Here is a 23,070-nt window from a genome sequence, read left to right on the forward strand (position 1 = left end):
CGGGGTTGTGCATCATGCACTGGCTTTTAACACACTGTTGAGTTCTCAAGAAACGGACGCGTACTCCCCAACCTGCGAGAGGCGTTCATTTCGTTTTCCGTTGTGTCTCTATTCTTTCACCAGTCCGTTTTTGTGTCAAATTGACCGGACTTGCTTGGAATTTCGACCGCCTCTTCAATTTACCATCCCGTAGACCGGGTAGCGAATCGAAGCGACTGTCACCAAGCACAACATAACCCACGTCAAAGCCACCGGAGTGGAGGAGGTTGGTTGCGCCGCACCTGGCGACTTCTAAAGATTAGCAGCGCCCCCGACCACTCGAGACGCCTTCACTCCGATCGGAGGCCACAGAACGATCACGGCCCGGAACATAGACTCCCCACGTGAGTAGCAAAACACCGCCGCTGGCGAAGAAGTCACCGACTGAGCGCACCCATCACGGAGACACCGTGATCGACGAGTACGCCTGGCTCACCAATAAGGACGATCCCGACACGATCGCCTACCTGGAGGCGGAGAACGCGTTCCTCCAGGAGCAGACCGCTCACCTCGGCGATCTCCAGGAGCAGGTCTTCCAGGAGATCAAGGGCCGCACCCAGGAGACCGACCTGTCGGTGCCGAGCCGCAAGGGCGAGTGGTGGTACTTCAGCCGGACAGAGGAGGGCAAGCAGTACGCCGTCTCCTGCCGCGTGCCCGCCGACGGCGAGACCCCACCCGCGGTCACCCCTGGCGAGCGCCTCGACCGGGAGCAGGTCATCCTCGACGGCAACGAGCTGGCGGGCGATAGCGCGTTCTTCTCCGTCGGCACCAGCGCCATCACGCCCGACGGGAAGATGCTGGCCTACTCCACCGACTACAAGGGTGACGAGCGCTTCACCCTGAGGTTCAAGAGCCTGGAGACCGGCGAGCCGCTCGACGACGAGATCGAGAACGTCTTCTACGGTGGCGCCTGGTCGGCCGACGGGTCGGCGTTCTTCTACACGCGCGTCGACGACGCCTGGCGTCCCTTCCAGGTCTATCGGCACACGCTCGGCTCGCCGGACGACGTGCTGGTCTACGAGGAGAGCGACGAGCGCTACTGGGTCGGGATCGGGCTCACCCGCAGCGAGAAGTTCCTTGTGCTCGGCGCCGGGAGCAAGATCACCAGCGAGGTGCGCATCCTCGACGCCGCCGACCCGACGGGCGAGTTCCAGGTCGTCCGGCCCAGGAAGGCCGGTGTCGAGTACGGCATCGAGCACGCCGGCGACTTCTTCTACGTGCTCCACAACGAGAACGCCGAGAACTTCGAACTGGCCACCGCCCCGCTCGACGCTCCCGGCACCTGGACACCGGTGATCGCCCACAGCACCGAGACCAGGCTCTTGGAGATCGACGCGTTCGACGGCCACGCCGTCGTCCACTTCCGCCGCGACGGGCTGACCGGCATCCGCGTCCTCCCGTACGGGGGCGACGAGTACGAGATCGAGTTCCCCGAGCCGCTCTACGACGTCGGGCCGGCGGGCAACCCGGAGTTCAGCACCGGCAGGCTCCGGCTCGCCTACACCAGCATGATCACCCCGGCCAGCGTCTACGACTATGACCTGGCCACCCACGAGCTGATCCTGCTCAAGCAGCGCCCCGTCCTGGGTGGTTACGACCCGGACGACTATGAGCAGTTCCGCGAGTGGGCCACCGCCGAGGACGGCACCCGGGTGCCGATCTCCCTGGTCAAGCGCAAGGACACCGCCAAGCCCGCCCCCACCGTCCTGTACGGCTACGGCAGCTACGAGACCTCCATCGACCCCGGTTTCTCCGTCCCCAGGCTGTCCCTGCTCGACCGCGGTTTCATCTTCGCCGTGGCGCACATCAGGGGCGGCGGCGAAATGGGCCGTCGCTGGTACGAGGAGGGCAAGCTCACCAGGAAGAAGAACACCTTCACCGACTTCGTCGCGGCGGCCAGGCACCTGAAGGCGTCGGGCTGGAGCGAGCGGATCGTCGCCAGGGGCGGCTCGGCCGGCGGTCTGCTGATGGGCGCGGTGACGAACCTGGCGCCGGAGGAGTTCGCGGGCGTGGTGGCCGAGGTGCCGTTCGTCGACGCGCTCAACACGATCCTCGACCCGTCGCTGCCGCTGACCGTGATCGAGTGGGACGAGTGGGGCGATCCCCTACACAACGCCGACGTCTACGCCTACATGAAGAGCTACACACCGTACGAGAACGTGGACGATCGCCCGTACCCGCCGATTCTCGCGATAACCAGCCTGAACGACACCCGGGTGCTCTACCACGAGCCCGCGAAGTGGATCGCTAGGCTGCGGGCCACGGCCGGTGGCGGTCCGTTCCTGCTCAAGACGGAGATGGGCGCGGGTCACGGCGGCCGGAGCGGGCGCTATGACGTTTGGCGCGAAGAGGCCTTCGCGCTCTCCTGGATCATCGAGAGAGGCACCTCATGACCTACCAGCCGGACGACGACCGCTACGAGCGCCAGCCGTACAACCGCAGCGGGCGCAGCGGCCTCAAGCTGCCTGCCGTCTCGCTCGGGCTCTGGCACAACTTCGGCGACAACCGGCCGATCGACAACTCGCGGGCGATCCTGCGGCGGGCGTTCGACCTGGGCGTCACGCACTTCGACCTGGCCAACAACTACGGCGTGCCGTACGGCTCGGCGGAGCGCAACTTCGGCGGGATCTTCCGCCAGGACTTCACCCGCTACCGGGACGAGCTGGTCATCTCCACCAAGGCCGGCTACGACATGTGGCCGGGGCCGTACGGCGAATGGGGTTCACGCAAATACGTGCTCGCCAGCCTCGACCAGTCGCTGGAGCGGATGGGGCTCGACTACGTCGACATCTTCTACAGCCACCGGCCTGATCCCGAGACGCCGCTGGAGGAGACGATGGGCGCGCTGGACCGGGCGGTGCGCTCGGGCAAGGCGCTGTACGCGGGGATCTCCAACTACTCCGCCGAGCAGACGGCGCAGGCCGCGCGGATCATGCGGGGGCTGGGCACGCCGCTGCTCATCCACCAGCCGTCCTACTCGATGATCAACCGCTGGATCGAGGACGGGCTGCTCGACGTGCTGGAGGAGGCGGGCATGGGGTGCATCGTCTACTCACCGCTCGCCCAGGGGCTGCTGACCGACCGCTACCTCGACGGCGTCCCCGACGACTCGCGGGCGGCGACCAGCCGGTTCCTGAGCGCCGACCGGATCGACCGCGACCTCGCGCGCGACCTCAACGAGATCGCCAAGACGCGCGGCCAGTCGCTGGCGCAGATGGCGCTGTCGTGGGCGATCAGGGACTCGCGGGTGACCAGCGTGCTGATCGGCGCGAGCAGCGTGAAGCAGCTGGAGGACAACGTGGCCTGCGTCGACGGCCCGGCGTTCACTCAGGACGAGCTCGAGGCCATCGACAAGGTCATAGAGCTTCGTGCCGCTGGAGGTAGGTGAAGGCCGCCCAGCCGGGCAGCACCGGCAGCCAGAATGTGAGCAGCCGGTGCAGCAGGACGGCCGACGTGGCCAGCTCGGCGGGCAGCCCGGCCACGGTCAGGCCCACGGTGAGCGACGCCTCGACCGCGCCCAGACCACCAGGTGTGGGCGCGGCCGAGCCGATCGCGTTGGCCGTGAGGTAGACGACGGCGACGGCGGTGAAGCTGATGTCGCCGCCGAAGGCCTCGACGCAGGCGTCGAGGCAGACGACGAACGCGATCGTGATCATCAGGGTGCCGACGCAGGCCTCGATCATCTTGCGCGGCGACTGCAGCACGTCGAGCAGCCTGGGCAGCACGTTGGCGAACAGCTTGTGCATCCGCCCGGTGATGAACCGGCGCAGCGGCGGCACCCCGAACAGCACCACGACCAACACCGCGACCGCCAGCATCACCACGACCAGCCCACGCGACGGGCTGAACGCGGTGGCGGTGTTGGACCCGGTGATGTAGGCGAACAGCAGCAGCAGCGCGATGTGGAAGACCATCATGCTGAGCTGCGAGGCGCCCACGCTGGCCACCGCGAGCGCGGGCGAGATGCCGCGCTTCTGCAGGTAACGCGTGTTGATCGCGACGCCGCCGACGGCGGCGGGCGTGACGAGCTTGACGAACGAGGCCGCGAACTGGACCAGGACCGTGCGCCAGAGCGGTAGATGCTCGGGTACGAAGCCCCTGAGCATCAGCGCGGCGGCCACGAAACTGACGAACGAGGCGGCCAGCGCCAGCACCGACCAGGCCCAGTTGGCGGTGGTCACCACGTGCACGACGTTGACCTGGCTGAGCTGCGACAGCAGGAAGTACGCGGCCAGCGTGCTGGCGATCATCGTGACCAGCGTGCGCGGCCGGAACCGCTCCAGCCGGATCTCCTCGACCTTGCCCTGCGGTTTGAGCGCCACGATGTGCTCGCGCAGCTCGCCGAGCACGCCCTTGTCCTTCGACAGCGCCGCGCGGGTCTCGCGGGTGAGGGCGATGCGCTGGAGCAGCGGCATCGCGGCGGCCAGCGTGTCGGACCCCATGACGGCGGCGGCGGCCCGCACGGAGCGCTCGGCGCCGACGCGCAGTGCCAGATAGGTGAGCAGCTGCGCGACGTCGAGCCGGAGCAGCAGGTCGCCGGCCGCGATCTCGCCGCTGCGGGCGTCGGTGAGCACGACCCGGCCGGCCCGGTCGAGGTGGATGCTGTCGCCGGTCAGCCGCCGGTGGGCGAGCCGCTGGATCTGCAGCAGCGCGACCTGCTCCCAGATCTGGGCGAGCAGGGCGTTGTCGATGTCGGCGTCGGGCACGTCGTCGAGCGGGCGGGTTTCGAGGTGCTCGTAGGCGAGCAGCGCGGCCTCGGTGCCGATCTCGCTGGTGCCGAGCAGGCGCGGGGTGCTCGCGCCCGCCGCCTGCGCGGCGTAGGCCATGAGCGCCTCGCGCTCCAGCTCGGCGCGGAGCGACCTGATCGCCCGGCGCCTGGTCTCCGAGTTGAGCCGGATCCGCCGCCAGAGCCGGTACGGCAGGCCGGCGACCTGCCGGTCGCGGTCGAGCACGGTGACGTCGAGGCTGCTGCCGTCCTTGAGCCCGATGGCGTAGCGGCGGCTGCCCTGGTGGTCATCCTCGATGCGGCGGGCCGTTTGCGGAGAGAAGGAGAGCTTGCGGAGCGCGGCGATGACCGCGTTGCCGGGCGGCCGGGTGTTGGGGCTGCCCACGCCGTACAGGGTGCCGTAGCCCACGGCCATGCCGACCAGGACGGGCACGATCGCGCCCGGCAGCGTGATCTGCCTGGCGGAGAAGAGCGCGAAGATGTCGAGCGCGATCACCGTCCACATGAGCATGCGCCAGGTGGGGCGGCGCGAGATGCGTACGGCGGTGGCGTAGGCGACCACCGAGGTGAGCAGCGTGTTGAGCGGCTCGATGGAGCGCCCGCCGGTCAGCAGCATGCGCAGGTCCTCGACGCTGCCGCCGATCAGCCACTGGCCGAGCAGGAAGGAGCCGACCATGCCGATGATCGCGGCGATCAGGCCCTCGGCCACCCGCAGACCGTCGCGGTGGAAGACGCGCTCGACGGCGAAGGCCACCGGCACGATGAGCACGGCCGCGCCGCCCAGGAACGACGCCACGCGGCTGAGCAGATCGGGGACGAGGGTGGTGCCTTCTTTGACGTCCGCTTCGAGCCCGTTGAGCGTCTGCTTGGCGACCAGGGCGATGAGAACGACCGCGGCCAGCACGAGCAGCGTGGTGAGGAAGCGCAGCAGGTCGGAGGGCCGGCGCAGGCGCTGGGGCAGCAGCGGCTCGACTACATAGACGTCCGTTTCAGCGCGCGCTTCAGCCACGGCTGGATCCCCCTCCGCGAGGTCCTCCGCGTCATCACGTTCCCTGATTTCGGCCACCGACAGAGATTCTGCACCTTCCCGACCGACCGTACGATCTTTAGGCCCCTTCAATCCTTCACCCTTGATTTCTACCGCGCGTCGGGGCATGTCGTGGCTCCCCTAAATGCCTGGCGGGCGACACGTAAGCTGTGTCGCATGTCGGGTGAGTTGCGAGTTTTGGGGGCATGTCCTTTGGACTGCCCTGATACCTGCTCTTGGATCGTCACGGTCGAAGACGGCAAGCCCGTGAAGATGCGCGGCAACCCGGAGCAGCCTTACACCCGGGGCGCGCTCTGCGTGAAGGTCAACCGATATCTGGAGCATACCCAGGCCGACGACCGCATCCTTTACCCACTGCGCCGTACCGGGCCCAAAGGGTCGGGCGAGCTCGAGCGCATCTCCTGGGAGGAGGCGTTCGACGAGATCGCCTTCAGGCTGCGGAACATCATCGACGAGCACGGCGGCGAGGCCATCTGGCCGTACGTGGGGACGGGCTCGCTCGGCTACATCCAGGGCTGCGAGGGCGTCGCCGGGCGCCGGTTCTGGAACATGCTGGGCGCCTCCAAGCACTGGCTGAACATCTGCGCCACGGCCGGCGGGGCCGGGTTGAGCCTGACCAACGGCACGCCCGCCGGCATGGACCCCGAGGACCTCGCGCTGTCCAGGCTGATCCTGCTGTGGGGCACGAACACGCTGACCAGCGGGCACCACCTGTGGAAGTTCGTCCAGGACGCTCGCGCGGCCGGCGCGTACGTGGTGGCCATCGACCCGATCCGCACCAGGACCGCCGACCAGGCGGACCGGCATCTGGCGATCCGGCCGGGCACCGACGCCGTGCTCGCGCTGGCCCTGCTGAACGTGGTGCTCGCCGAGGGCGCCCAGGACGAGGAGTTCCTCGCCGAGCACACCCAGGGCTGGGAGTCCTTCCGTGAGGAGATCCTGGCCTACCCCGTCGAGCGGGCCGCCGAGATCACCGGCATCCCGGCCGCCGACATCCGCGAGCTGGGCACACGGCTCGCGCACACCCGGCCGACCGCGATCCGGACCACGATGGGCATCCAGCGGCACGCCGGCGGCGGCACCGCGCTGCGGACGATCGCCGCGATCCCCGGCGTGACCGGCGACTGGCGCCACCCGGGCGGCGGCGTGGCCTACTCCACCAGCGGCCACGTGCATCTCGACATCGACAAGCGCGACGACCTGCTGGCCAAGCCGGTCCGTACGCTGACCATGACCCGGCTGGCCTCCGAGCTGGACTCGGTGAAGTGCCTCTGGGTGTACGCCGCCAACCCGGTCGGCTCGACCCCCGACGCCAACCGGATCCGGCGACAGCTGCTCCGCGAGGATTTGTTCACCGTGGTCATGGAGCAGTTCCCCACCGACACGGTCGACTACGCCGACATCGTGCTCCCCGCGACCATGCAGACCGAGCACATGGATCTGCACGCCGGGTACGGCCACCTCTACCTGCTCTGGAACGAGCCCGCCGTGGCGCCGCCGGGCGAGTGCCTGCCCACCACCGAGACGTTCCGCCGCCTGGCCGCCCACATGGGGATGACGGAGCCGTCGCTGTTCCACTCCGATCTGGAGCTGGCCGAGCAGCTGCTGAGCAGCGGCCACCCGTCGCTGGAGGGCGTCACGCTGGACCGGCTGCGCAAGGAGGGATGGGTGCGGATGAACTATCCCCAGCCGTTCACCCCCTTCGCCGACGGCTTCCCCACCGCCTCGGGCCGGCTCCGCTTCCCTCCGCGCGGCAAGGCGTACGTCCAACCTCATTCCGTGCGTACGGCCGGCGACTCGCCGTACCCGCTGACCCTGGTGACGCCGGCGGCGCACACCTTCCTCAACACGATCTTCGGCAACAACCCGGAGCTCAGGCGCCGGGCCAAGGAGCCCGTGGTGCTGGTCAACCCGGCCGACGCCGAGGCGCGCGGGCTGGTGAGCGGGCAGCGGGTGCGGGTGCACAACGCGAGCGGCGAGTTCCTGGCCGACGTCGAGGTGAGCGACCGGGTGGCACGTGGCGTGGTGGCCTCGCCCAAGGGCCGCTGGCCCAAGCACAGCCCCGGCGGCGCGAACGCCAACGCGGTCGTGGCCGAACGCGACGCCGACATGGGCAGGGGTCCGGGCTACCATGACAACCTGGTCGAGGTCAGCCCTTGTGCCGATCCATGAAAGCGATGATCCGGTCGAGCACCTCGGGGCCGTGAGGGCTGCCGAACAGCGCTGAGGCGTGCAGGCTCTCGCCCTTGATGACGTGGAGCTCGTTGTCGGGGGCCTTGGTGGCGGCGTCGTGGGTGCGCTGGAGGTCCTTGGCGCCGCCGTACGCGTCGTTCTCGCTGCCGATCTGGAGCAGCGGGACCGTCAGCTTGGCCGCCTCGCCCTCGGCGACCGCGCCGGACAGGGCGACCACCCCGGCCACCCGGGAGCCCAGCCGCTCGGCCGCCGGGACGGAGGCGGTCGCGCCTATGGAGCCGCCGACCAGGAACAGGCGCCGCACGCCCTTCTCCTTGGACAGGCGCTTGGCCATGGCGACCGTCACCTCGTCGGGGTATTCGGCGCTCTTCCTGGCGTACAGCAGGACGCGGTAGCCGGCCGCGACCAGGCGGTCGGAGAGCGGGCGCCAGGTGCAGACGTTGCCGTTGCGCTCGTACGTGATCACCACGCCGACCGCGCCCTTGCCGGTGATGACACCGGGCAGGTCGTCGCCGTAGGTGAAGATCTTGCCGTCCGCGCTGGTGAAGCAGCCCGAGACGTTGGGGCCGGAGACGTTGGGGGTGGTGACCTTCGCCGCCGGTGTAGGCGGAGTGGCGGGCGCGGTCGTGGTGCTGACCGCGCCTCCGCAGGCGGTCAGTGTCAGAACAAGCCCGATCGAACCGATGATCGCGCGCATCGCCGCCCCTTCACCACACTATGTCTGAAGTGACATAGTTGATGGGGACAATACCCTTGGCGGCACCATGACCTCAACGCTGGGATTCGCGATCCTCGCCGTGCTGGCTCGCGGCGACCGCACCGGATACGACATCGCCGCGGCCATGCGGCGGCCCATCGGCTTCTTCTGGACCGCCGGACACAGCCAGATCCACGCCGAGCTGCAGAAGCTGCGGGCCGCCGCCCTGGTCGGCTACGAGGCCGAACACGGGCCGGGGCCGCAGGACAAGAAGGTCTACCACCTGACGGACGAGGGCTCCGCGGAGCTGCGCGGGTGGGTGACCCGGCCGCCGAAGGAGCGGCCGGAGCGGGATGAGCTGGTGCTCAAGACGTACGCGGCGTGGCTGGCCGAGGCGGGGCTGGTCAGGCGGATGTTCGCCGACCAGCTGGCCGCGCACGAGGCGCGGCTGGCCGAGTACGAACGGGAGGAGGCGGCGTTCGGCGGCCCACCGCCGTTCGGCGATCCGCGCTTCGGCAACTACGCGACGCTGCGGTGCGGTCTGGGATACGAGCGGCACCGCGCCGAGTGGTGCAGGTGGATGATCGATCAGCTGGGCGACAGCGACAGCTTGTAACCCTCGTGCGAGGCGTCGAAGCCAAGCGAGTCGTAGAACCGGTGCGCGTCGGTGCGCGACTTGTCCGAGGTGAGCTGGACGATCGCACAACCCCGAACCCGCGCCCGGTCGATCGCCCACCGCATCATCTCGCGGCCCAGACCCTGACCCCGAGTGGAGGCGTCGACCCTGACGGCCTCGATCTGACAGCGCTCGGCCCCGAGCCGCGAGAGCCCGGCCAGGTAGGTGAGCTGCATGGTCCCGAGGACCTTGCCGCCGCGCTCGGCGACGATCAGCTCGTCGTAGGGGTTGGCGTCGATCCGGGCGAAGGCCGCCAGATACCGCTCGTCGGCCGGGTCTCCCTCGCGCTTGGCGCCGAGCGGGTCGTCGGCCAGCATCGCCACGACGGCGGGCACGTCGTCGGCACGGGCCGGGCGGATAATCCAGGTTTCGTCCATGCCCGAATCATGCCCGACAAGTCAGGGAGGGCTCAGGGTAGGTCCCCGATGCGATAAAGGGGTGTCGAAAGGCACTCTGGGGACATGAACGAAATCAGTCGACGCGATGAGGTCTCGCTGTCCGGCGCCGCTCTGCGTGGCGCCCCTTGGAAGACCGCCGCCGTCAGCGGTGGCGCGACTGCCGCGGTCAGTTTCGGGCTGGGTGTGCTTACCGACTCCGCCGGCCTGGTGTGGTCGCTCGGCCTGGGGATCAGCGTGTTCGCGCTGGTCGCCGCCATCGGCGCGGTGTCCAAGCCACACGAGGGCGACCGGGTCACGCGCCAGGCGCGTCTGTGGGCGCTGAAGCACCCGTGGAGGTTCGCGCTGCTGCCGGCCGCCATCACGGCGGTCCTGGACTACCCGGTGCAGCTCGTACTCGACGGGGAGGGGGTGTTCGGCTCGGCGTTCCAGTCGGTCTGGCATGGCGCCCTGGTCTATGTGATCGCCGGCGTCCTGACGCTCACGAGGCAGGGACGAGCACGATCTTCCCAGTGACCCGGCGGTTGATCAGGTCGTCCATGGCCCGCCCGGCCTCCTCCAGGGGCCTGGCCCGCGGTGGTGCCGGGTCGATCCCGGGCATCGTGAGCAGCTCCTGGAGCATCAGCCGGTTGGCGGCCGCGTGGCTCATCGACCACGCGCCCCAATCCACTCCCACCACCGCCCGATTACGCAGCAGCACCTGGTTGGCGGGCAACCGCGGGATGCCGCCCCCGGCGAAGCCGACGACCAGGAGCCGCCCGCCCTCGCGCAGCGAGCGCAGCGCCTCCTCCGACAGTTCGCCCCCACCGGGTCCACCCCGCCGCCCGCGCCGAGCACCAGCACCCGCTCACCGTGCCGCAGCCGGGCGCGCTCCCTGAGCGCGTACATGGCCGTGCAATAGCTCTGCGCGAACGCCGCCGCGGTCCCCGGATCGAGGCCCGCCGGCAGGGGTACGGCCTGCTCCTCCGAAATGACGACATGTGTGGCGTAGCCGCCGAGCCCGGTGATGGCGAGGACCCTGCTGCCGTCGGCCAGCCGCCCGGCCACCTCGTACCCCGGAGTGAAGGGCAGCTGTGGCTTGAGCTGGTAGGTGCCGCCGACCATCAGCCCGTCGACGTAGTTGACCCCGGCCGCCTCGACCTCGACCACCACCTGGCCGGGTCCCGCGACGGGATCGGGCCGCTCGACGAGCTCGACCGGCTTGCCGAACGCGGTGCAGACGACTGCCTTCATCCGGACAGCGTCCCCGATAGAACATCATTCTGACAAGCTGGCCAGTCCACCAGATAGTGACTCAGCGCTCTGCTGGTCAGTCCCACCAGATCGTGGTCCAGCGCTCCCGTGGGAGCGGCCACATGCCGAGCTCCAGGGCCGTCGCGCCGACCTCCGCCGAGCGCGCGGGGTCGAGGCAGGCGCGCTGGCAGACGCTGTCGGCCAGGTCTTCCAGGGAGTTGAACCGGTCCAGCGGCGCCTCCCGCTCCTCGACCCGTACGGGGTAGCCGAGCGCGGCCGCCAGTGCCACGCAGTCCTCGGCGACCGGCCGGACCGGGCGGTCCACGTTGTGGAAGTGCTGCCACAGCGGGGCCATCCAGCTCATGGGGTGGCGGTGCGGGAGTTCGATGACGACGCGGCGCCTGGCGTGGTCGTTCAGCGCGCGGAGGAAGTCGGCCAGGTCGGGCACGTTGTAGACGACATGGGCGCAGACCACCACGTCGACGACCGGCACCTGCTCCGCCACGTCGGGCCAGCGGCCTTCGATCGTGGTGAGCGGGACGCCGAGCTTGTCCGCCCTGAGGGTGAGCTCGTCGAGCATCGCGGCGGAGGTGTCGACCGCGTACAGCATGGAGAACCGGTCGTGCAGCGGCAGTGACGCGGCGCCGGTGCCCGCGCCGACGTCGAGCAGGGTGGCGCCCTCGTCCAGCGCCTCGATGAGGTGCGTCGCGGTCGGCCCGTCGTCGGGCTCGGCGAGCGCCCTGTCGGTGCGCGTGGCGAAGCGCGCCGGGTGATGACCCCACGGATCAACCGGCGCCTTGGCCATGATCTCGGCGGGGATGGCCCAGGAGTCCAGTCGCTCTCGCCAGCGGGTGGCGAGTTCTTCGGCGTCCATGGAGATGAGCATGCCACGCATATTCACGGTTACTCGCGGGTAGCATTTCGAGTAAGGTTACTGGCCAGTACATAACGCCCCCGGTTCAAGGAGATCGACACTCATGGGCCACTACAAGAGCAACGTCCGTGACCTGGAGTTCAACCTCTTCGAGGTGTTCGGGCGACGCGAGATCCTCGGCACCGGGCCGTATGCCGACATCGACGAATCGGTGGCCCGCGGCATTCTGGAAGAGGTCAACAGACTGGCCACCGGTGTGCTCGCGGACTCCTTCGAGGAGGGCGACCGCCACCCGCCGGTCTTCGACGCCGCCACGAGCTCGGTCACCGTGCCCGAGGGTGTCAAGAAGTCGTTCCGGGCGCTGGTCGACGGTGGCTGGGCGCATCTCGACCTGCCGCGTGAGCTGGGCGGCCCCGGCATCCCCCGGAGCCTGGCCTGGGCCACGGCCGAGATGGTCCTCGGCGCGAACCCGGCCCTCTACATGTACGCCGCCGGGCCCAACTTCGCCTACACGCTGTGGGAAGTCGGCACCGAAGAGCAGAAGCGCTTCGCCGAGCTGGCCATCGAGCGCGACTGGGGCGCCACCATGGTGCTGACCGAGCCCGACGCGGGCTCCGACGTCGGCGCGGGCCGGGCCAAGGCGATCCGGCAGCCCGACGGGACCTGGCACATCGAGGGCGTCAAGCGCTTCATCACCAGCGCCGAGCACGACATGTCCGAGAACATCTTCCACCTGGTGCTGGCCCGCCCCGAGGGGCACGGACCGGGCACCAAGGGCCTGTCGATGTTCCTGGTGCCCAAGTTCCACGTGGACCTGGAGACGGGTGAGCTGGGCGAGCGCAACGGCGCCTACGTCACCAACGTGGAGAAGAAGATGGGCCTGAAGGTCTCCACGACCTGCGAGCTCACCTTCGGCGACAAGCACCCGGCCATCGGCTGGCTGGTCGGCGACGTGCACGAGGGCATCAGGCAGATGTTCATGGTGATCGAGCACGCCCGCATGATGGTCGGCACCAAGGCCATCGCCACGCTGTCCACCGGCTACCTGAACGCCCTGGAGTACGCCAAGAGCCGCGCCCAGGGCGCCGATCTGACCCGGATGGCCGACAAGTCCGCGCCTCGGGTGCCGATCACGCATCACCCGGACGTACGCCGCGAGCTGATGCTGCAGAAGTCGTACGTCGAGGGCATGCGCGCGCTGGTGCTCTACACGGCCACCTTCCAGGACACCATCCAGATGAACCCCGGCGACCGGCACGCGCGCGACATGAACGACCTGCTGCTGCCCCTGGTCAAGGGTGTCGGCTCCGAGCGGTCGTACGAGCTGCTCGCCCGGTCACTGCAGACGCTCGGCGGCTCGGGCTACCTGCAGGACTACCCGATCGAGCAGTACATCCGCGACGCCAAGATCGACTCCCTGTACGAGGGCACCACCGCGATCCAGGGCCTGGACCTGTTCTTCCGCAAGATCCTGCGCAACCAGGGCGCCGCGATCGGTTCGCTGCTGGCCGAGATCAACGCCTTCGCCTCCTCCGACGCCGGCAACGGCCGCCTCAAGGAGGAGCGCAAGCTGCTCGCCGAGGCCGCCGCCGACATCAAGGTCATGGGCGACACGATGGCCGGCTGGGCGCTGGGCGCGCTGGAGACGCCGAGCGAGGTCTACAAGGTCGGGCTCAACACGACCAGGCTGCTGCTCGCCCTGGGCGACCTGGTGATCGGCTGGCTACTGCTGCGCCAGGCCGAGATCGCGCTGACCCGGCTCGCCGACGGCGAGGACGCCTTCTACCAGGGCAAGGTCGCCGCCGCCTCGTTCTTCGCGACGACCGTGCTGCCCCGCCTGGCCACCGAGCGCCGGGTGCTCACCGCCACCGGCCAGGACCTGATGGACCTGCCGGAGGACGCCTTCTAGGCCCGAACAGACCAGCCGCCTCCCGCTGAACGCCCGCTTCCCGGTGAAGCGGGCGTTCTGCTGAGAAACGCACAGTCCGTACGCCCCGCACGGGGTACGTTCGCGGCATGAGCGCGTCCACCCACGATCACCCGCTGGCCCCGCCTCGCGTCGAAGAGGTCTCGGCGGGCGTCTTCGCCTACATCCAGCCCGACGGCAGCTGGTGGATCAACAACACCGGCTTCCTGGCCGGGCGGCGCGGCGTGATCTCGATCGACGCCTGCTCGACCGAGCGCCGCACCCGGGCGTACCGGCGGGCCATCGCCGAGGTCACCGACCGGCCGATCACCACGCTGATTAACACCCACCACCACGGCGACCACACCTTCGGCAACTACCTCTTCCCCGAGGCCACCATCGTCGCCCACGAGCGGACCCGTGAGCTGATCCTGGCCGAGGGCATCCCCGACTACCGGACGTTCGCCTGGTCGCCCGACGTGGAGTGGGGCGATCTGGAGGCGGTGGCGCCGTTCCTCACCTACACCGACGGGGTCACGGTCTACTCCGACGACCTGCGCTGCGAGGTGCGGCACGTCGGCTTCGCCGCGCACACGACCAACGACTCCTATGTCTGGATCCCGGAGCGGCGGCTGCTGTTCGCGGGTGACCTGGCCTTCAACGGCGGCACGCCATTCGTGCTGATGGGGTCGGTGACGGGCGCGATCGAGGCGCTTGCCCAGCTCAGGGAGCTGGGTGCGGAGACGGTCGTGCCCGGCCACGGCGACGTGTGCGGGCCTGAGGTCTTCGAGCCGGTGCGGGGCTACCTGGAGTTCGTGCTGGCGACCGCCGAACGCGGCCGGGCGGCGGGGCTGACTCCCCTGGAGGCGGCCCGCGAGACCGATCTGGGCGAGTGGGGCGAGCTCCTGGACGCCGAGCGCATCGTCGGCAACCTGCACCGCGCCTACGCCGAGCTGGACGGACTGCCCCGTGGCGGCACGATCGACCTCGTCGCCGCCGTCGTCGACATGATCACGTACAACGACGGGAAGCCACTGTCCTGTCTCGCCTGAGTGTGATCACCCATACCCGGGTATGACCGAGGGCGTACGCGTTCTTTGCCGTCCTGGAGGTCGTCATGGGTGTCGGGGTCAGCATCTTCTTCCTCACGCTCGGCGCCATCCTGCGATTCGCCATCGAGCCGGACGTGTTCGGTCAGAGCGTGCACATGGACACGATCGGCGTCATCTTCATGATCGTCGGCGGGGTGGGCGTGGTCCTGAGCATCGTGCTGGACTCGAAGCGAGGCCGCACCTCTGACCACCAGCTGATGCACCGCGAGAACAACCCGCCGGAAGGCTAGTTCGACGCCGCGGCGATGGTGGCCTTGAGGGCGACATCGAGCGGAGTGGCGGTCATGCCGAAGGTGTTCTCGAACGCCGAGGAGTCGACGACGAACGGGCGGTCGAACTGGTAGCGCGTCTCTTTCAGCTCACGGATCACGGGGTTGATCAGCTCGAGTGCGAGCAGGATCGGCGCCGGGGGGCGGTTGAGGCGCGGTGCGGGCGCTCCGGCGAGTTCGCACAGCCGCCCGGCCAACGCGCGGGCCGATAGCGCGGCGTTGTTGGGAGTGTGCCAGGCGCGGCCCCAGGCGCGCTCGTCGGTGGCGGCGATGGCCATCGCGGCGGCCACGTCGGGCAGGTAGGTCCACGAGTGGGGCTGGTCGGGGTCGCCGAGGAAAGAGGTGCTCTTGCCGGCGAGCAGCGAAGGCACGAAACGGGTGCCGACGGGGGTCTGGTCGCTGGCGCCCGGGCCGAAGTAGTCGGAACTACGGATCTCGGTGACGCGGGCCCGGCCGGCCTGGTGCGCGGCCAGCGCGTCGGTCCACATCTTGGCGCGGACACGGCCCTTGACGCCGGGGGCGGCGAGGGGGAGATCCTCGACCATCGGCCTGGTCACGGGTCCGTAGGCGTAGAGGTTGCCAGCGGTGACGAGCACCGCGCCGGTGGCCTCGGCGGCGGCCAGCAACGCGGAGGCCAGCGGCGGCCAGTCCTGGGCCCAGCGGGGGTAGGCGGGGCCCGCGCAGTTGTGGAGGGCGTCAGCGCCCTTGACGATCCGGGTGAGCCGGTCGCGGTCGGTGAGATCGGCCGCGACGGACTCGACGCCGGCTGGGCCCTTGCCTGACCTGGTGATCACGACGACCTGGTGGCCCTGGGCGAGCAGGTGCCCGGCGAGGTGCTTGCCGACTTGTCCAGCTCCGGCGATGACGTGCTTGCCCATGATGTCCTCCGTTTGATGCGCTGCTCTCTTACGAGATCAATGCTCTCTCAAACTGGCGACCGAGTCAAGAGCAGTGCTCTCATTTCAGGTCGCCGATCTAACGAATCTTGCGGGACAGCAGGTCGCGGGCTTGGGTGCGGCCACGGTCAACAGGCGTTTGGGTTGCTTGGCGATCTGATGGAAGGGTCTCCCGGGAACGGGTAATCACAGGTGTCCCTGTTCCCCGGCAAGGGAGACCCTTGCATGATCACATCTCCTGAAGGAGCGGTGGCCGATCCCGAGCGGTTCGCCACGGTCTTCGACGCGCACTACGAGGAGATCCGGCGCTACATCGGCCGCCGCCTCGACCTCGACATCGCCGAGGACCTCGCCGCCGAGACCTTCCTCGCCGCGTTCCGCCGTCGCGACAGCTTCGACGCCGCCAAGGGCGGCATCAGGCCATGGCTGTACGGCATCGCCACCAACCTCATCGGCAAGCATCGGCGGGCCGAGCTCCGGCATTACCGAGCGCTGGCCAGATCGGGCCCGCCGCCGGACGAGGGCGGCCATGACCAGCGGGTCGCCGATCGGGTCACCGCCGGAGTGACCGTACAGAAACTCTCGGCCGCGCTGGCCGGACTGTCGCGCGGTGAGCGCGATGTGCTGCTGCTCGTCGCCTACGGCGAGCTGACCTACGACGACGTGGCGGCGGCGCTCGGCATCGCCAACGGCACCGTCGCCTCCCGGCTGAGCCGGGCCAGGACCAAGCTGCGTGACGCGCTGGGAGTTGAGGTGCGATGAAGGAGTTCCAGCTCATCGACGATGTGATGCCGGACGTGCCGCCCGCCGATCCGGCCAGGACGATGGGGATCCGGGCACAGCTCATGGGCCGCCCCCCGCGCCGGCGGGTGCCCGGCTGGTCCCGGGTGACGCTCGCGGCGGCGGCCGTGACCGTGGTGCTGGTCGGCGGGTTCGTGGTGGTGCCGAGGCTGGGCGGGAGCGAGGTCGACACGGCCGCCACCTCGAACGTGCCCGCGGTGCTCGCGGCGGCGGCGGACCGGCTGGCCGCGCAGCCCCCGGGCACGGGCGCCTGGTGGCGGCGGGAGGTGCGGCAGGTGTCGCGGCAGGTCGGCAAGGCGAAGCCCGCTTATGTCGTCGAGCAGCGGACCGGCGAGGTGCTGTGGGTGAGTCGGAAAGGGGAGACCCGGCTCGAGTTGAAGCCTGTGACCAGCGTGCCGCTCACGCCGGCCGACAAGCGGGCGTGGAAGGAGGCCGGCTCGTTGCGGCTCTGCAATTCAACGCGCGGTTGCACGCTCGGCCGGGTGTTCTTCACCCCCTTTGACCCGAAAAAGCTGAAGCCCGTGGGGCAACTGCCGACCGACGCCAAAGCGCTCAAGGCCGAGCTGCTGAAGCAGTATCCCGCGGACGGCCGCGACACTCAGGAGGCCTGGCTCTGGGCGGCAAGCAGGTGGCTGCTCCTCGACGTTCCGAGCACTCCGGGCACGCGGGCGGCGGTCTATCGGATGCTCGCCGGGCTGCCGCACGTGAAGGTGGCCGACGGAGTCAAGGACGACGAGGGACGCGCGGGGGTCGCGCTGCTCCTCGGCGACCCTCTGCAGCAGCAGATCATCATCGACCGGGACAGCGGTGACCTGCTGGCCGTGCAGAGCGAGATGCTCCGGTCGGACGGCAAGCAGGCCACGTTCCCGATCGGCCAGACGTTCGAGTCGTTGCTGGTCGAGCGGCTGGGGTGGACCGACGAGCAGCCTACAGAGAAAGCTGAACGGCGGCTCGGCTCGCGATGATGGGCTTGATGTGCTCCGCGATCACCTTCTGGTGCTGAGGGTGATCGCGGTACACCAGGTAGTCGTCGACGTTGTCGAAGTCGGCGACCACCGCGAACTCGTGGTTGCCCTGGTTGATGCCCGCGTCGGTGTCCGCCGTGTACGCGCGGATCTCCGGGATGATCCCCGGCAGTTTCCGCAACTCGGTGGCCACCGTGGCCTTCTGCTCCTCGGTGGCGTCCTCGGTCCAGGTGAACAGCACGACGTGGCGAATCATGAGCTCAGCCTATCGAGATCCGATCGGCGTTCGGGCCGCCGTTGGCCGTCGTGGCGGTGGCTCTGATCTTGTTGACTCCTTGCGCGAGGTTGACGGTGAGGGTGGAGGTCTGCCAGGTGTCCCAGTTGCCGGTGGCGTTGAAGTCGCGGGTCACGGCGGCGCCGCCGTTGACCGTGATGGTCATCGGCCGGTTCACCGTCGTGCCGTTGGCGTAGCGCAGCTCCAGAGTGACCGGTCCCGCCACGGGGGCGTTGACCGTCCACTCGACGTAGCTGCCGGTCAGGTTGTCGTAGTTCACGAACCCGGTGCCCGTGTAGCCGTCGTGGTTCGACTCCACCACGCCCTGGGAGATCGTCGCGTCCTCGGCCTGGTAGACGACCGGGCCGCTGCCGGTGGTCTCGGTGACCGCGTTCGAGGCGTCCGAGGCGTTACCGGCCGCGTCGCGGGCCTTGACCGTGAAGGTGTACGCCGTGGCGGCCGCCAGGCCCGAGACCGTCGCCGTCGTGCCGGTGACGGTGGTGGCCAGGGTCGTGCCGTTGTAGACGTCGTAGCCGGTCACTCCGGTGTTGTCGGTCGAGGCGTCCCAGGCCAGCGAGACGCTTGAGGACGTCTTGGCGGTGCTGTGCAGGTTGCCCGGCACGCTGGGCTGCTCGGTGTCGGGCGGGCCGGTCGGGCCGGCCGGGACGGTGAGCGTGGCGGTGTTCCAGCCGGAGACCCTGACGCTCGCCGCGCCGCTCAGGTCCGAGGCGCGGAACGTGGCGGTCAGCGTCTTGGACTCGCCCGGCCACAGGCTGATGGCGTTGTCCGACCACTGGATCGGCAGCACCGGCTTGCCGGCCGCGTCCACGACGTGCGCGTCGAGCATGAACGCGGGGATCGCGCCCGTGCCGGTGTTCTTGATCGTCACACTCACGTTCCCCGGGGACGGTGAGGTGGCGGTGGCGGTGATCGGGGCCTGAGCCAGGCCGTTGAGCCCGGTCAGGTTGGCGTAGCTGGTGGTCGGCACGTAGTACCAGTCGTTGTTGTCCCAGTCGATGACGTCGCTCGCGGTGGACAGCGCGTACACGTTGCGGTCGATCTCCTCGCCGCCGCGCAGCAGGCTCAGCCGTACGAGGTAGGTCGTGGACAGGCCGCTGATCGACGGCACGGTGACCGCGGTGGCCTTGCCGCCGTCGGCGGGGGCGGTGACGGTGGCCGTGTTGGTGTACTTCGAGGTGCCGTCCATGTTGAACACGTCCGTCTTGACCGTCAGGCCCGAGGCGGCCGAGGTGCCCGAGTTGACCACGACGACGGACTTGTTGTCGTAGGAGTACTGCACATGCAGCGGCTTGTTCGCCTCACGCGCGCCCCAGTAGGAGCCGCCCTGGTCGAGGTAGTAGTCGAACAGCTGCCAGTGCAGCGACGACCAGCCGCTGTTGAGCATCCAGTAGATGACGCCGGTCGAGGGGTTGCTGGAGTCGGTGAAGTTGCGGCCGTAGGCCTCGAACTGCGCGCGGACCGCCTCGTACTGGGCGAGCTGCGCCTTCTTCACGTAGTCGTTCAGGCTGGACGGCACGCCGTACCGGCCCCTGAGGGCGTTGTGGTAGATCGTCAGGTTGTTGAACGTGCTCGACGGGGAGCGGTGATACTGCGTCGCGCTCGGGCTCTGCCAGAGCGAGTTGATCTGCGCGGTGGTCATCATCCGCTTCAGCGAGTCGAGCGTCGGCACGTCCGGGCCCGCGCTGGTCTCGGAGTTGAAGCCGAACGCGCCGCCTTCGCGCTTGTTGTACCAGTAGTTCGGCGGCACCCACTCGTACGGGCCGGGCATCTTCAGGCCGGAGTTGCCCAGTTGCGGACTGGACTTGTCCGAGGCCACGGAGACGATCGGCAGCGGCCACTCGGCGGCCGTCAGGGCGTCGAGGTAGTTGGTCTCCTTCTGGGCCGTCGGCGGGTTGTCGGAGCCGATCAGGAACGAGATCACGCTGGGGTGGTTGCGCAGCCGGGTGGCCTCCGCCTGCATCGACGCCTTGGCGATGGGGTAGTCGGCCGTGGCGAACGAGCCCTCCCACTTGTTGCAGCACTCCCAGCCGGGCAGCATCAGGATGCCGTACTTGTCGGCCAGGTCGTAGAGCTCGTCGGTGTCCAGGTGGCCTTCGACGCGGATGGTGTTCAGGCCGAGGTCCTTGACGTAGCGGATCTTGTCTTCGAGGTAGCGCAGGTCCTTGCGCAGGAAGATGTCCGGCGACCAGCCGCCGCCCCTGATCAGTATCGACCGGCCGTTGATCTTGTAGAAGCGGCGGCCGCTGGCGTTCTTGCCCGACTCCACCTTGCGGACGCCGAAGCGCTGGGTCAGCGAATCGCTCACCGCGCCGCCGACGGTCGCGGTCAGGTTGAGGTCGTAGAGGGGCTGGGCGCCCATCTGGTACGGCCACCAGACCTGTGGATTGTTGAGGGTCTGGGAGAAGGTGATGCGCTTGGTCTCGTTCGCGGCTAAGGAGACGTTCTGGGAGAAGGTGAGCGAGCCGATCGTGCCGCTGACCGTGGTGGTCACCGCGCTGCCCGTACCGTTGCGTACATCGGCCTTGATCGTCAGGTCGGCGCGGTCGAGCGCCGGGACGGCCAGGTTGGTGATCACGTGCGCGTCCCGCAGAGAGACGTCGGCGCTGCGCCTGATCAGCACGTCGCGGAAGATGCCGGTGTTGTCGTCGCGCGGGACCTGCACCCAGTCGATCCAGCCGATCGTCAGGTGGTTGTTGGGGTTGTTGGCGTTGACGCGGAAGGCCACCGAATTGGCGCCCGGGTGGACCAGCGCGGTGATGTCGCGCTCGTTGCGGGTGTAGGCGCCGGCGACCTGGGCGGCCGTGGCCACCTGGCTGCCGTTGACCCACACGTCGGCGCTCGACATCACGCCGCTGATGTCGAGGAACGTGCGTAACCCGGTCTCCGAGCCGAGCGTGAAGTCCGAGCGGTACCACCAGGGCACGTCGAAGTCGGCGGTCGGGATCGACTGCATGTTCGTGGAGAAGAACGGGTCGGAGTAGACGTTGTTCTCCAGCAGCCCGGCCAGGACGGTCGAGCGCGGGCCGACCGGATACCAGCCGGAGGCCGCGTAGCCGGGAGTGGAGATCGCGGCGCCGGAGTCCGACACCTTGGCGGATGACTGGATCTTGTAGCCGGAGAGAGCTGTCGAGGAGGCGGTCGCGGCCGGGGCGGCCAGGGCGACACCTCCAGCGCTGACCAGCAAAGTGCAGGTCCAGAGCAGGATGAGGATGAGCCGGGAGCGCGCCATGGGTCCTCGCAAGGCCGATGGAGTTTGTTAATAAACCTTCTTAACAACTAAACGCGATCTCGTAAATGCCCAAATTTCTGGACATCGTGGTGGCGGGTGGTTATTCTCAAGTCGAGATTTACTCAGCTTGAGAAGGACTTGGCGATGGAAGAGTTCCTGGCCGACTACGACCCGCGGCGCTACCCGCCGGTCGCGGTGACGGTCGACGTGGTGGCGCTGACCATCCGCGACCGGCGGCTGCACGTGCTGATCGTGGAGCGCGGTGTCGAGCCGTACGAGGGCGCCTGGGCGCTGCCCGGCGGCTTCATCAGGCCCGACGAGGACCTGGCGGGGGCGGCGGTGCGCGAGCTGGCCGAGGAGACCGGACTGGACACCGCGCCCGCGCACATCGAGCAGCTGGCCAGCTACGGCGGCCCCGGCCGGGACCCGCGAATGCGGGTGGTGTCGATCTCGTACCTGGCCTTCGCCCCCGACCTGCCCGATCCGCGGGCGGGCACCGACGCGGCGGCGGCCGTGTGGCATCCGGTCGACGATGTGCCTCGGCTGGCCTTCGACCATCAGCGCATCCTGGCCGACGGCGTGGAGCGGGCCCGGTCGAAGCTGGAGTACACCCCGCTGGCCACGGCGTTCGCGGGCGACACCTTCACGATCTCCGAGCTGCGGCTGATCTACGAAAGCGTCTGGGGCACCCCGCTGCACGCGGGCAACTTCCACCGGAAGGTGCTGTCGGTGCCCGGGTTCGTGGAGGGCACCGGAGAGACCACGCAGACCGGCGGGCCCAGGGGCGGGCCGCGGGCCAAGCTGTACCGCGCGGGCGACGCCCGGCTGCTGCACCCCGCCCTGCTGCGGCCCTCGCGGGAGGAGGAGATCCGGTGAACGCCCAGGAGGCCGCGTCGATCGTCACAGGGGCGCGTTCGGCCGCCGACCTCTTCACGGGCGACTCCCCCGCGCGGGTCTACCGGCGCTATGCCCGGTTACTCCACCCGGACCTGTCTCCGGGGACCGCTGAGGCGTTCGCCAGGCTGGCCGAGTTGTGGGCCGACTTCAACCGGGGCCGGCAGGTCGGGCCTTATCGGATCGGGCCGCCGCTGCATCGGGGTGGCACCGCCGTCCTCTATCCGGCGGACGGCGACGCGCTGCTCAAGCTGCCGCGCGACCCGGCCGACAACCACCTGCTGGTGCGGGAGGCCGCCGCGCTCACCCGGCTCGCCTCGGACGCGGACCCGCGTTTCCTGCCGTACGTCCCCCGCCTTGTCTCGAAATTTCGGCATAAAGCCGGGCGCGCCGTGCGGCAGGCGAACGTCCTCAGCCGGGCACCTGGCGGCTTCGTCCCCCTGACCCGGATCGGCACCGGCCTCGACCCCCGGGACGTGGCCTGGATCTGGCGGCGGCTGCTGGTGGCCACCGGCCTGGCGCACCGGGCCGGCGTCACGCACGGCGCCGTGCTCCCCCGCCACGTACTCGTCCACCCCCTCGACCACGGGCTCGTCCTCGTCGACTGGTGCCGCTCACAGCTCTCCGACGCGTCGGACGACGTGCTGGGCGTCACCCGATGCGTCGCCGGACTGCTCGGCGAGCACCCCCGCACGATGCGCGCCTTCGTCCGCGGCTGCCTGCTGCGCCCGCCGTCCGACGCGTGGGCGCTGCTCGGCGAGCTCGACGAGCTCCTCGAAGACCTTTACGGACCGCGTACCTACCGGCCCCTTCACCTCTAGG

At 69.2% G+C, this 23,070-nt stretch carries 21 protein-coding genes; 12 read left to right on the forward strand and 9 right to left on the reverse strand.

Features of this window, described 5'->3' with window-relative positions:
• The first annotated feature begins 383 nt into the window (after positions 1 to 383).
• Both ACIBO2_RS44180 and mgrA read left to right on the forward strand, forming a co-directional pair.
• On the forward strand, positions 384 to 2,432 hold the full coding sequence (locus ACIBO2_RS44180; RefSeq protein ID WP_358554812.1) for a S9 family peptidase: 2,049 nt from the start codon (positions 384 to 386) through the stop codon (positions 2,430 to 2,432).
• Positions 2,429 to 3,427 (forward strand): L-glyceraldehyde 3-phosphate reductase, encoded by a 999-nt coding sequence (gene mgrA, locus ACIBO2_RS44185; protein WP_358554815.1) that lies wholly within the window; start codon positions 2,429 to 2,431, stop codon positions 3,425 to 3,427. Before ACIBO2_RS44180 ends, mgrA begins: the two co-directional genes overlap by 4 nt.
• Here the strand turns inward: mgrA and ACIBO2_RS44190 are convergent.
• The gene (locus ACIBO2_RS44190) at positions 3,396 to 5,774 is read right to left on the reverse strand and encodes a lysylphosphatidylglycerol synthase transmembrane domain-containing protein (RefSeq protein WP_358554818.1); all 2,379 of its coding nucleotides are present in this window, start codon (positions 5,772 to 5,774) and stop codon (positions 3,396 to 3,398) included. The two genes, mgrA and ACIBO2_RS44190, sit on opposite strands and share 32 nt — an antisense overlap.
• A 195-nt stretch (positions 5,775 to 5,969) precedes the next feature.
• On the opposite strand from ACIBO2_RS44190, the gene ACIBO2_RS44195 reads away from it, so the two are divergent.
• Positions 5,970 to 7,985: a molybdopterin-dependent oxidoreductase gene (locus tag ACIBO2_RS44195; RefSeq protein WP_397304169.1), complete on the forward strand. Its 2,016-nt coding sequence runs from the start codon at positions 5,970 to 5,972 to the stop codon at positions 7,983 to 7,985.
• On the opposite strand, the gene ACIBO2_RS44200 is transcribed toward ACIBO2_RS44195, so the two are convergent.
• Positions 7,963 to 8,703, reverse strand: a complete 741-nt coding sequence (locus ACIBO2_RS44200) for an alpha/beta hydrolase (protein WP_397304170.1) — start codon at positions 8,701 to 8,703, stop codon at positions 7,963 to 7,965. The two genes, ACIBO2_RS44195 and ACIBO2_RS44200, sit on opposite strands and share 23 nt — an antisense overlap.
• A gap of 67 nt (positions 8,704 to 8,770) precedes the next feature.
• Here ACIBO2_RS44200 and ACIBO2_RS44205 point away from each other — a divergent pair, with 67 nt between their 5' ends.
• A complete protein-coding gene (locus tag ACIBO2_RS44205) occupies positions 8,771 to 9,319 on the forward strand; it encodes a helix-turn-helix transcriptional regulator (RefSeq protein WP_358554827.1) in 549 nt (182 codons plus the stop codon).
• Here the strand turns inward: ACIBO2_RS44205 and ACIBO2_RS44210 are convergent.
• Positions 9,292 to 9,756, reverse strand: coding sequence for a GNAT family N-acetyltransferase (locus ACIBO2_RS44210; RefSeq protein WP_397304171.1), 465 nt, complete (start codon positions 9,754 to 9,756; stop codon positions 9,292 to 9,294). The genes ACIBO2_RS44205 and ACIBO2_RS44210 overlap by 28 nt on opposite strands.
• Positions 9,757 to 9,840: 84 nt before the next feature.
• Between ACIBO2_RS44210 and ACIBO2_RS44215 the strand changes: the two genes are divergently transcribed.
• Positions 9,841 to 10,290, forward strand: coding sequence for a hypothetical protein (locus tag ACIBO2_RS44215; RefSeq protein ID WP_358554833.1), 450 nt, complete (start codon positions 9,841 to 9,843; stop codon positions 10,288 to 10,290).
• Here the strand turns inward: ACIBO2_RS44215 and ACIBO2_RS44220 are convergent.
• The 3 genes from ACIBO2_RS44220 to ACIBO2_RS44230 form a co-directional block, all read right to left on the reverse strand.
• Positions 10,256 to 10,525 (reverse strand): hypothetical protein, encoded by a 270-nt coding sequence (locus ACIBO2_RS44220; RefSeq protein WP_397304294.1) that lies wholly within the window; start codon positions 10,523 to 10,525, stop codon positions 10,256 to 10,258. The two genes, ACIBO2_RS44215 and ACIBO2_RS44220, sit on opposite strands and share 35 nt — an antisense overlap.
• Positions 10,420 to 11,007: an alcohol dehydrogenase catalytic domain-containing protein gene (locus ACIBO2_RS44225; protein ID WP_397304172.1), complete on the reverse strand. Its 588-nt coding sequence runs from the start codon at positions 11,005 to 11,007 to the stop codon at positions 10,420 to 10,422. The genes ACIBO2_RS44220 and ACIBO2_RS44225 overlap by 106 nt, the downstream gene beginning before the upstream one ends.
• Positions 11,008 to 11,083: 76 nt before the next feature.
• On the reverse strand, positions 11,084 to 11,893 hold the full coding sequence (locus tag ACIBO2_RS44230) for a methyltransferase domain-containing protein (RefSeq protein WP_358554839.1): 810 nt from the start codon (positions 11,891 to 11,893) through the stop codon (positions 11,084 to 11,086).
• Between the two features lie 91 nt (positions 11,894 to 11,984).
• Here ACIBO2_RS44230 and ACIBO2_RS44235 point away from each other — a divergent pair, with 91 nt between their 5' ends.
• The 3 genes from ACIBO2_RS44235 (at position 11,985) to ACIBO2_RS44245 (ending at position 15,129) form a co-directional block, all read left to right on the forward strand.
• Positions 11,985 to 13,790 (forward strand): acyl-CoA dehydrogenase, encoded by a 1,806-nt coding sequence (locus ACIBO2_RS44235; RefSeq protein WP_358554842.1) that lies wholly within the window; start codon positions 11,985 to 11,987, stop codon positions 13,788 to 13,790.
• Between the two features lie 107 nt (positions 13,791 to 13,897).
• On the forward strand, positions 13,898 to 14,839 hold the full coding sequence (locus tag ACIBO2_RS44240) for an MBL fold metallo-hydrolase (protein ID WP_358554845.1): 942 nt from the start codon (positions 13,898 to 13,900) through the stop codon (positions 14,837 to 14,839).
• Between the two features lie 65 nt (positions 14,840 to 14,904).
• Positions 14,905 to 15,129, forward strand: coding sequence for a hypothetical protein (locus ACIBO2_RS44245; RefSeq protein ID WP_358554848.1), 225 nt, complete (start codon positions 14,905 to 14,907; stop codon positions 15,127 to 15,129).
• Here ACIBO2_RS44245 and ACIBO2_RS44250 read toward each other — a convergent pair.
• Positions 15,126 to 16,046: an NAD-dependent epimerase/dehydratase family protein gene (locus ACIBO2_RS44250; RefSeq protein ID WP_358554851.1), complete on the reverse strand. Its 921-nt coding sequence runs from the start codon at positions 16,044 to 16,046 to the stop codon at positions 15,126 to 15,128. The two genes, ACIBO2_RS44245 and ACIBO2_RS44250, sit on opposite strands and share 4 nt — an antisense overlap.
• Positions 16,047 to 16,289: 243 nt before the next feature.
• Between ACIBO2_RS44250 and ACIBO2_RS44255 the strand changes: the two genes are divergently transcribed.
• A complete protein-coding gene (locus tag ACIBO2_RS44255) occupies positions 16,290 to 16,826 on the forward strand; it encodes an RNA polymerase sigma factor (protein WP_358554854.1) in 537 nt (178 codons plus the stop codon).
• Positions 16,823 to 17,830 carry a CU044_5270 family protein gene (locus tag ACIBO2_RS44260; RefSeq protein ID WP_397304173.1) on the forward strand — a complete coding sequence of 336 codons (1,008 nt, stop codon included), beginning with the start codon at positions 16,823 to 16,825 and terminating at the stop codon, positions 17,828 to 17,830. Before ACIBO2_RS44255 ends, ACIBO2_RS44260 begins: the two co-directional genes overlap by 4 nt.
• On the opposite strand, the gene ACIBO2_RS44265 is transcribed toward ACIBO2_RS44260, so the two are convergent.
• Both ACIBO2_RS44265 and ACIBO2_RS44270 read right to left on the reverse strand, forming a co-directional pair.
• Positions 17,793 to 18,086 (reverse strand): Dabb family protein, encoded by a 294-nt coding sequence (locus ACIBO2_RS44265; protein WP_358554860.1) that lies wholly within the window; start codon positions 18,084 to 18,086, stop codon positions 17,793 to 17,795. The two genes, ACIBO2_RS44260 and ACIBO2_RS44265, sit on opposite strands and share 38 nt — an antisense overlap.
• 4 nt (positions 18,087 to 18,090) lie before the next feature.
• On the reverse strand, positions 18,091 to 21,354 hold the full coding sequence (locus ACIBO2_RS44270) for a glycosyl hydrolase 2 galactose-binding domain-containing protein (RefSeq protein WP_397304174.1): 3,264 nt from the start codon (positions 21,352 to 21,354) through the stop codon (positions 18,091 to 18,093).
• 144 nt (positions 21,355 to 21,498) lie between these two features.
• Between ACIBO2_RS44270 and ACIBO2_RS44275 the strand changes: the two genes are divergently transcribed.
• Together ACIBO2_RS44275 and ACIBO2_RS44280 are read left to right on the forward strand one after the other, a co-directional pair.
• Entirely contained in the window at positions 21,499 to 22,230 is a 732-nt protein-coding gene (locus tag ACIBO2_RS44275; RefSeq protein WP_358554866.1) for an NUDIX hydrolase, read from the forward strand.
• Positions 22,227 to 23,069 (forward strand): molecular chaperone DnaJ, encoded by an 843-nt coding sequence (locus ACIBO2_RS44280; protein WP_358554869.1) that lies wholly within the window; start codon positions 22,227 to 22,229, stop codon positions 23,067 to 23,069. Before ACIBO2_RS44275 ends, ACIBO2_RS44280 begins: the two co-directional genes overlap by 4 nt.
• The last annotated feature ends 1 nt before the right edge of the window (position 23,070 follow it).

It is taken from the genome of Nonomuraea sp. NPDC050022 (assembly GCF_044460705.1).
Lineage (GTDB): Bacteria > Actinomycetota > Actinomycetes > Streptosporangiales > Streptosporangiaceae > Nonomuraea.

Coding starts and splice junctions, on each gene's coding strand:
- mgrA (WP_358554815.1), top strand. CDS start 2,429: ATGACCTACCAGCCGGACGACGACCGCTACGAGCGCCAGCCGTACAAC.
- ACIBO2_RS44195 (WP_397304169.1), top strand. CDS start 5,970: ATGTCGGGTGAGTTGCGAGTTTTGGGGGCATGTCCTTTGGACTGCCCT.
- ACIBO2_RS44200 (WP_397304170.1), bottom strand. CDS start 8,703: ATGCGCGCGATCATCGGTTCGATCGGGCTTGTTCTGACACTGACCGCC.
- ACIBO2_RS44205 (WP_358554827.1), top strand. CDS start 8,771: ATGACCTCAACGCTGGGATTCGCGATCCTCGCCGTGCTGGCTCGCGGC.
- ACIBO2_RS44210 (WP_397304171.1), bottom strand. CDS start 9,756: ATGGACGAAACCTGGATTATCCGCCCGGCCCGTGCCGACGACGTGCCC.
- ACIBO2_RS44215 (WP_358554833.1), top strand. CDS start 9,841: ATGAACGAAATCAGTCGACGCGATGAGGTCTCGCTGTCCGGCGCCGCT.
- ACIBO2_RS44225 (WP_397304172.1), bottom strand. CDS start 11,007: ATGAAGGCAGTCGTCTGCACCGCGTTCGGCAAGCCGGTCGAGCTCGTC.
- ACIBO2_RS44230 (WP_358554839.1), bottom strand. CDS start 11,893: ATGCTCATCTCCATGGACGCCGAAGAACTCGCCACCCGCTGGCGAGAG.
- ACIBO2_RS44235 (WP_358554842.1), top strand. CDS start 11,985: ATGGGCCACTACAAGAGCAACGTCCGTGACCTGGAGTTCAACCTCTTC.
- ACIBO2_RS44240 (WP_358554845.1), top strand. CDS start 13,898: ATGAGCGCGTCCACCCACGATCACCCGCTGGCCCCGCCTCGCGTCGAA.
- ACIBO2_RS44245 (WP_358554848.1), top strand. CDS start 14,905: ATGGGTGTCGGGGTCAGCATCTTCTTCCTCACGCTCGGCGCCATCCTG.
- ACIBO2_RS44250 (WP_358554851.1), bottom strand. CDS start 16,046: ATGGGCAAGCACGTCATCGCCGGAGCTGGACAAGTCGGCAAGCACCTC.
- ACIBO2_RS44255 (WP_358554854.1), top strand. CDS start 16,290: ATGATCACATCTCCTGAAGGAGCGGTGGCCGATCCCGAGCGGTTCGCC.
- ACIBO2_RS44260 (WP_397304173.1), top strand. CDS start 16,823: ATGAAGGAGTTCCAGCTCATCGACGATGTGATGCCGGACGTGCCGCCC.
- ACIBO2_RS44265 (WP_358554860.1), bottom strand. CDS start 18,086: ATGATTCGCCACGTCGTGCTGTTCACCTGGACCGAGGACGCCACCGAG.
- ACIBO2_RS44270 (WP_397304174.1), bottom strand. CDS start 21,354: ATGGCGCGCTCCCGGCTCATCCTCATCCTGCTCTGGACCTGCACTTTG.
- ACIBO2_RS44275 (WP_358554866.1), top strand. CDS start 21,499: ATGGAAGAGTTCCTGGCCGACTACGACCCGCGGCGCTACCCGCCGGTC.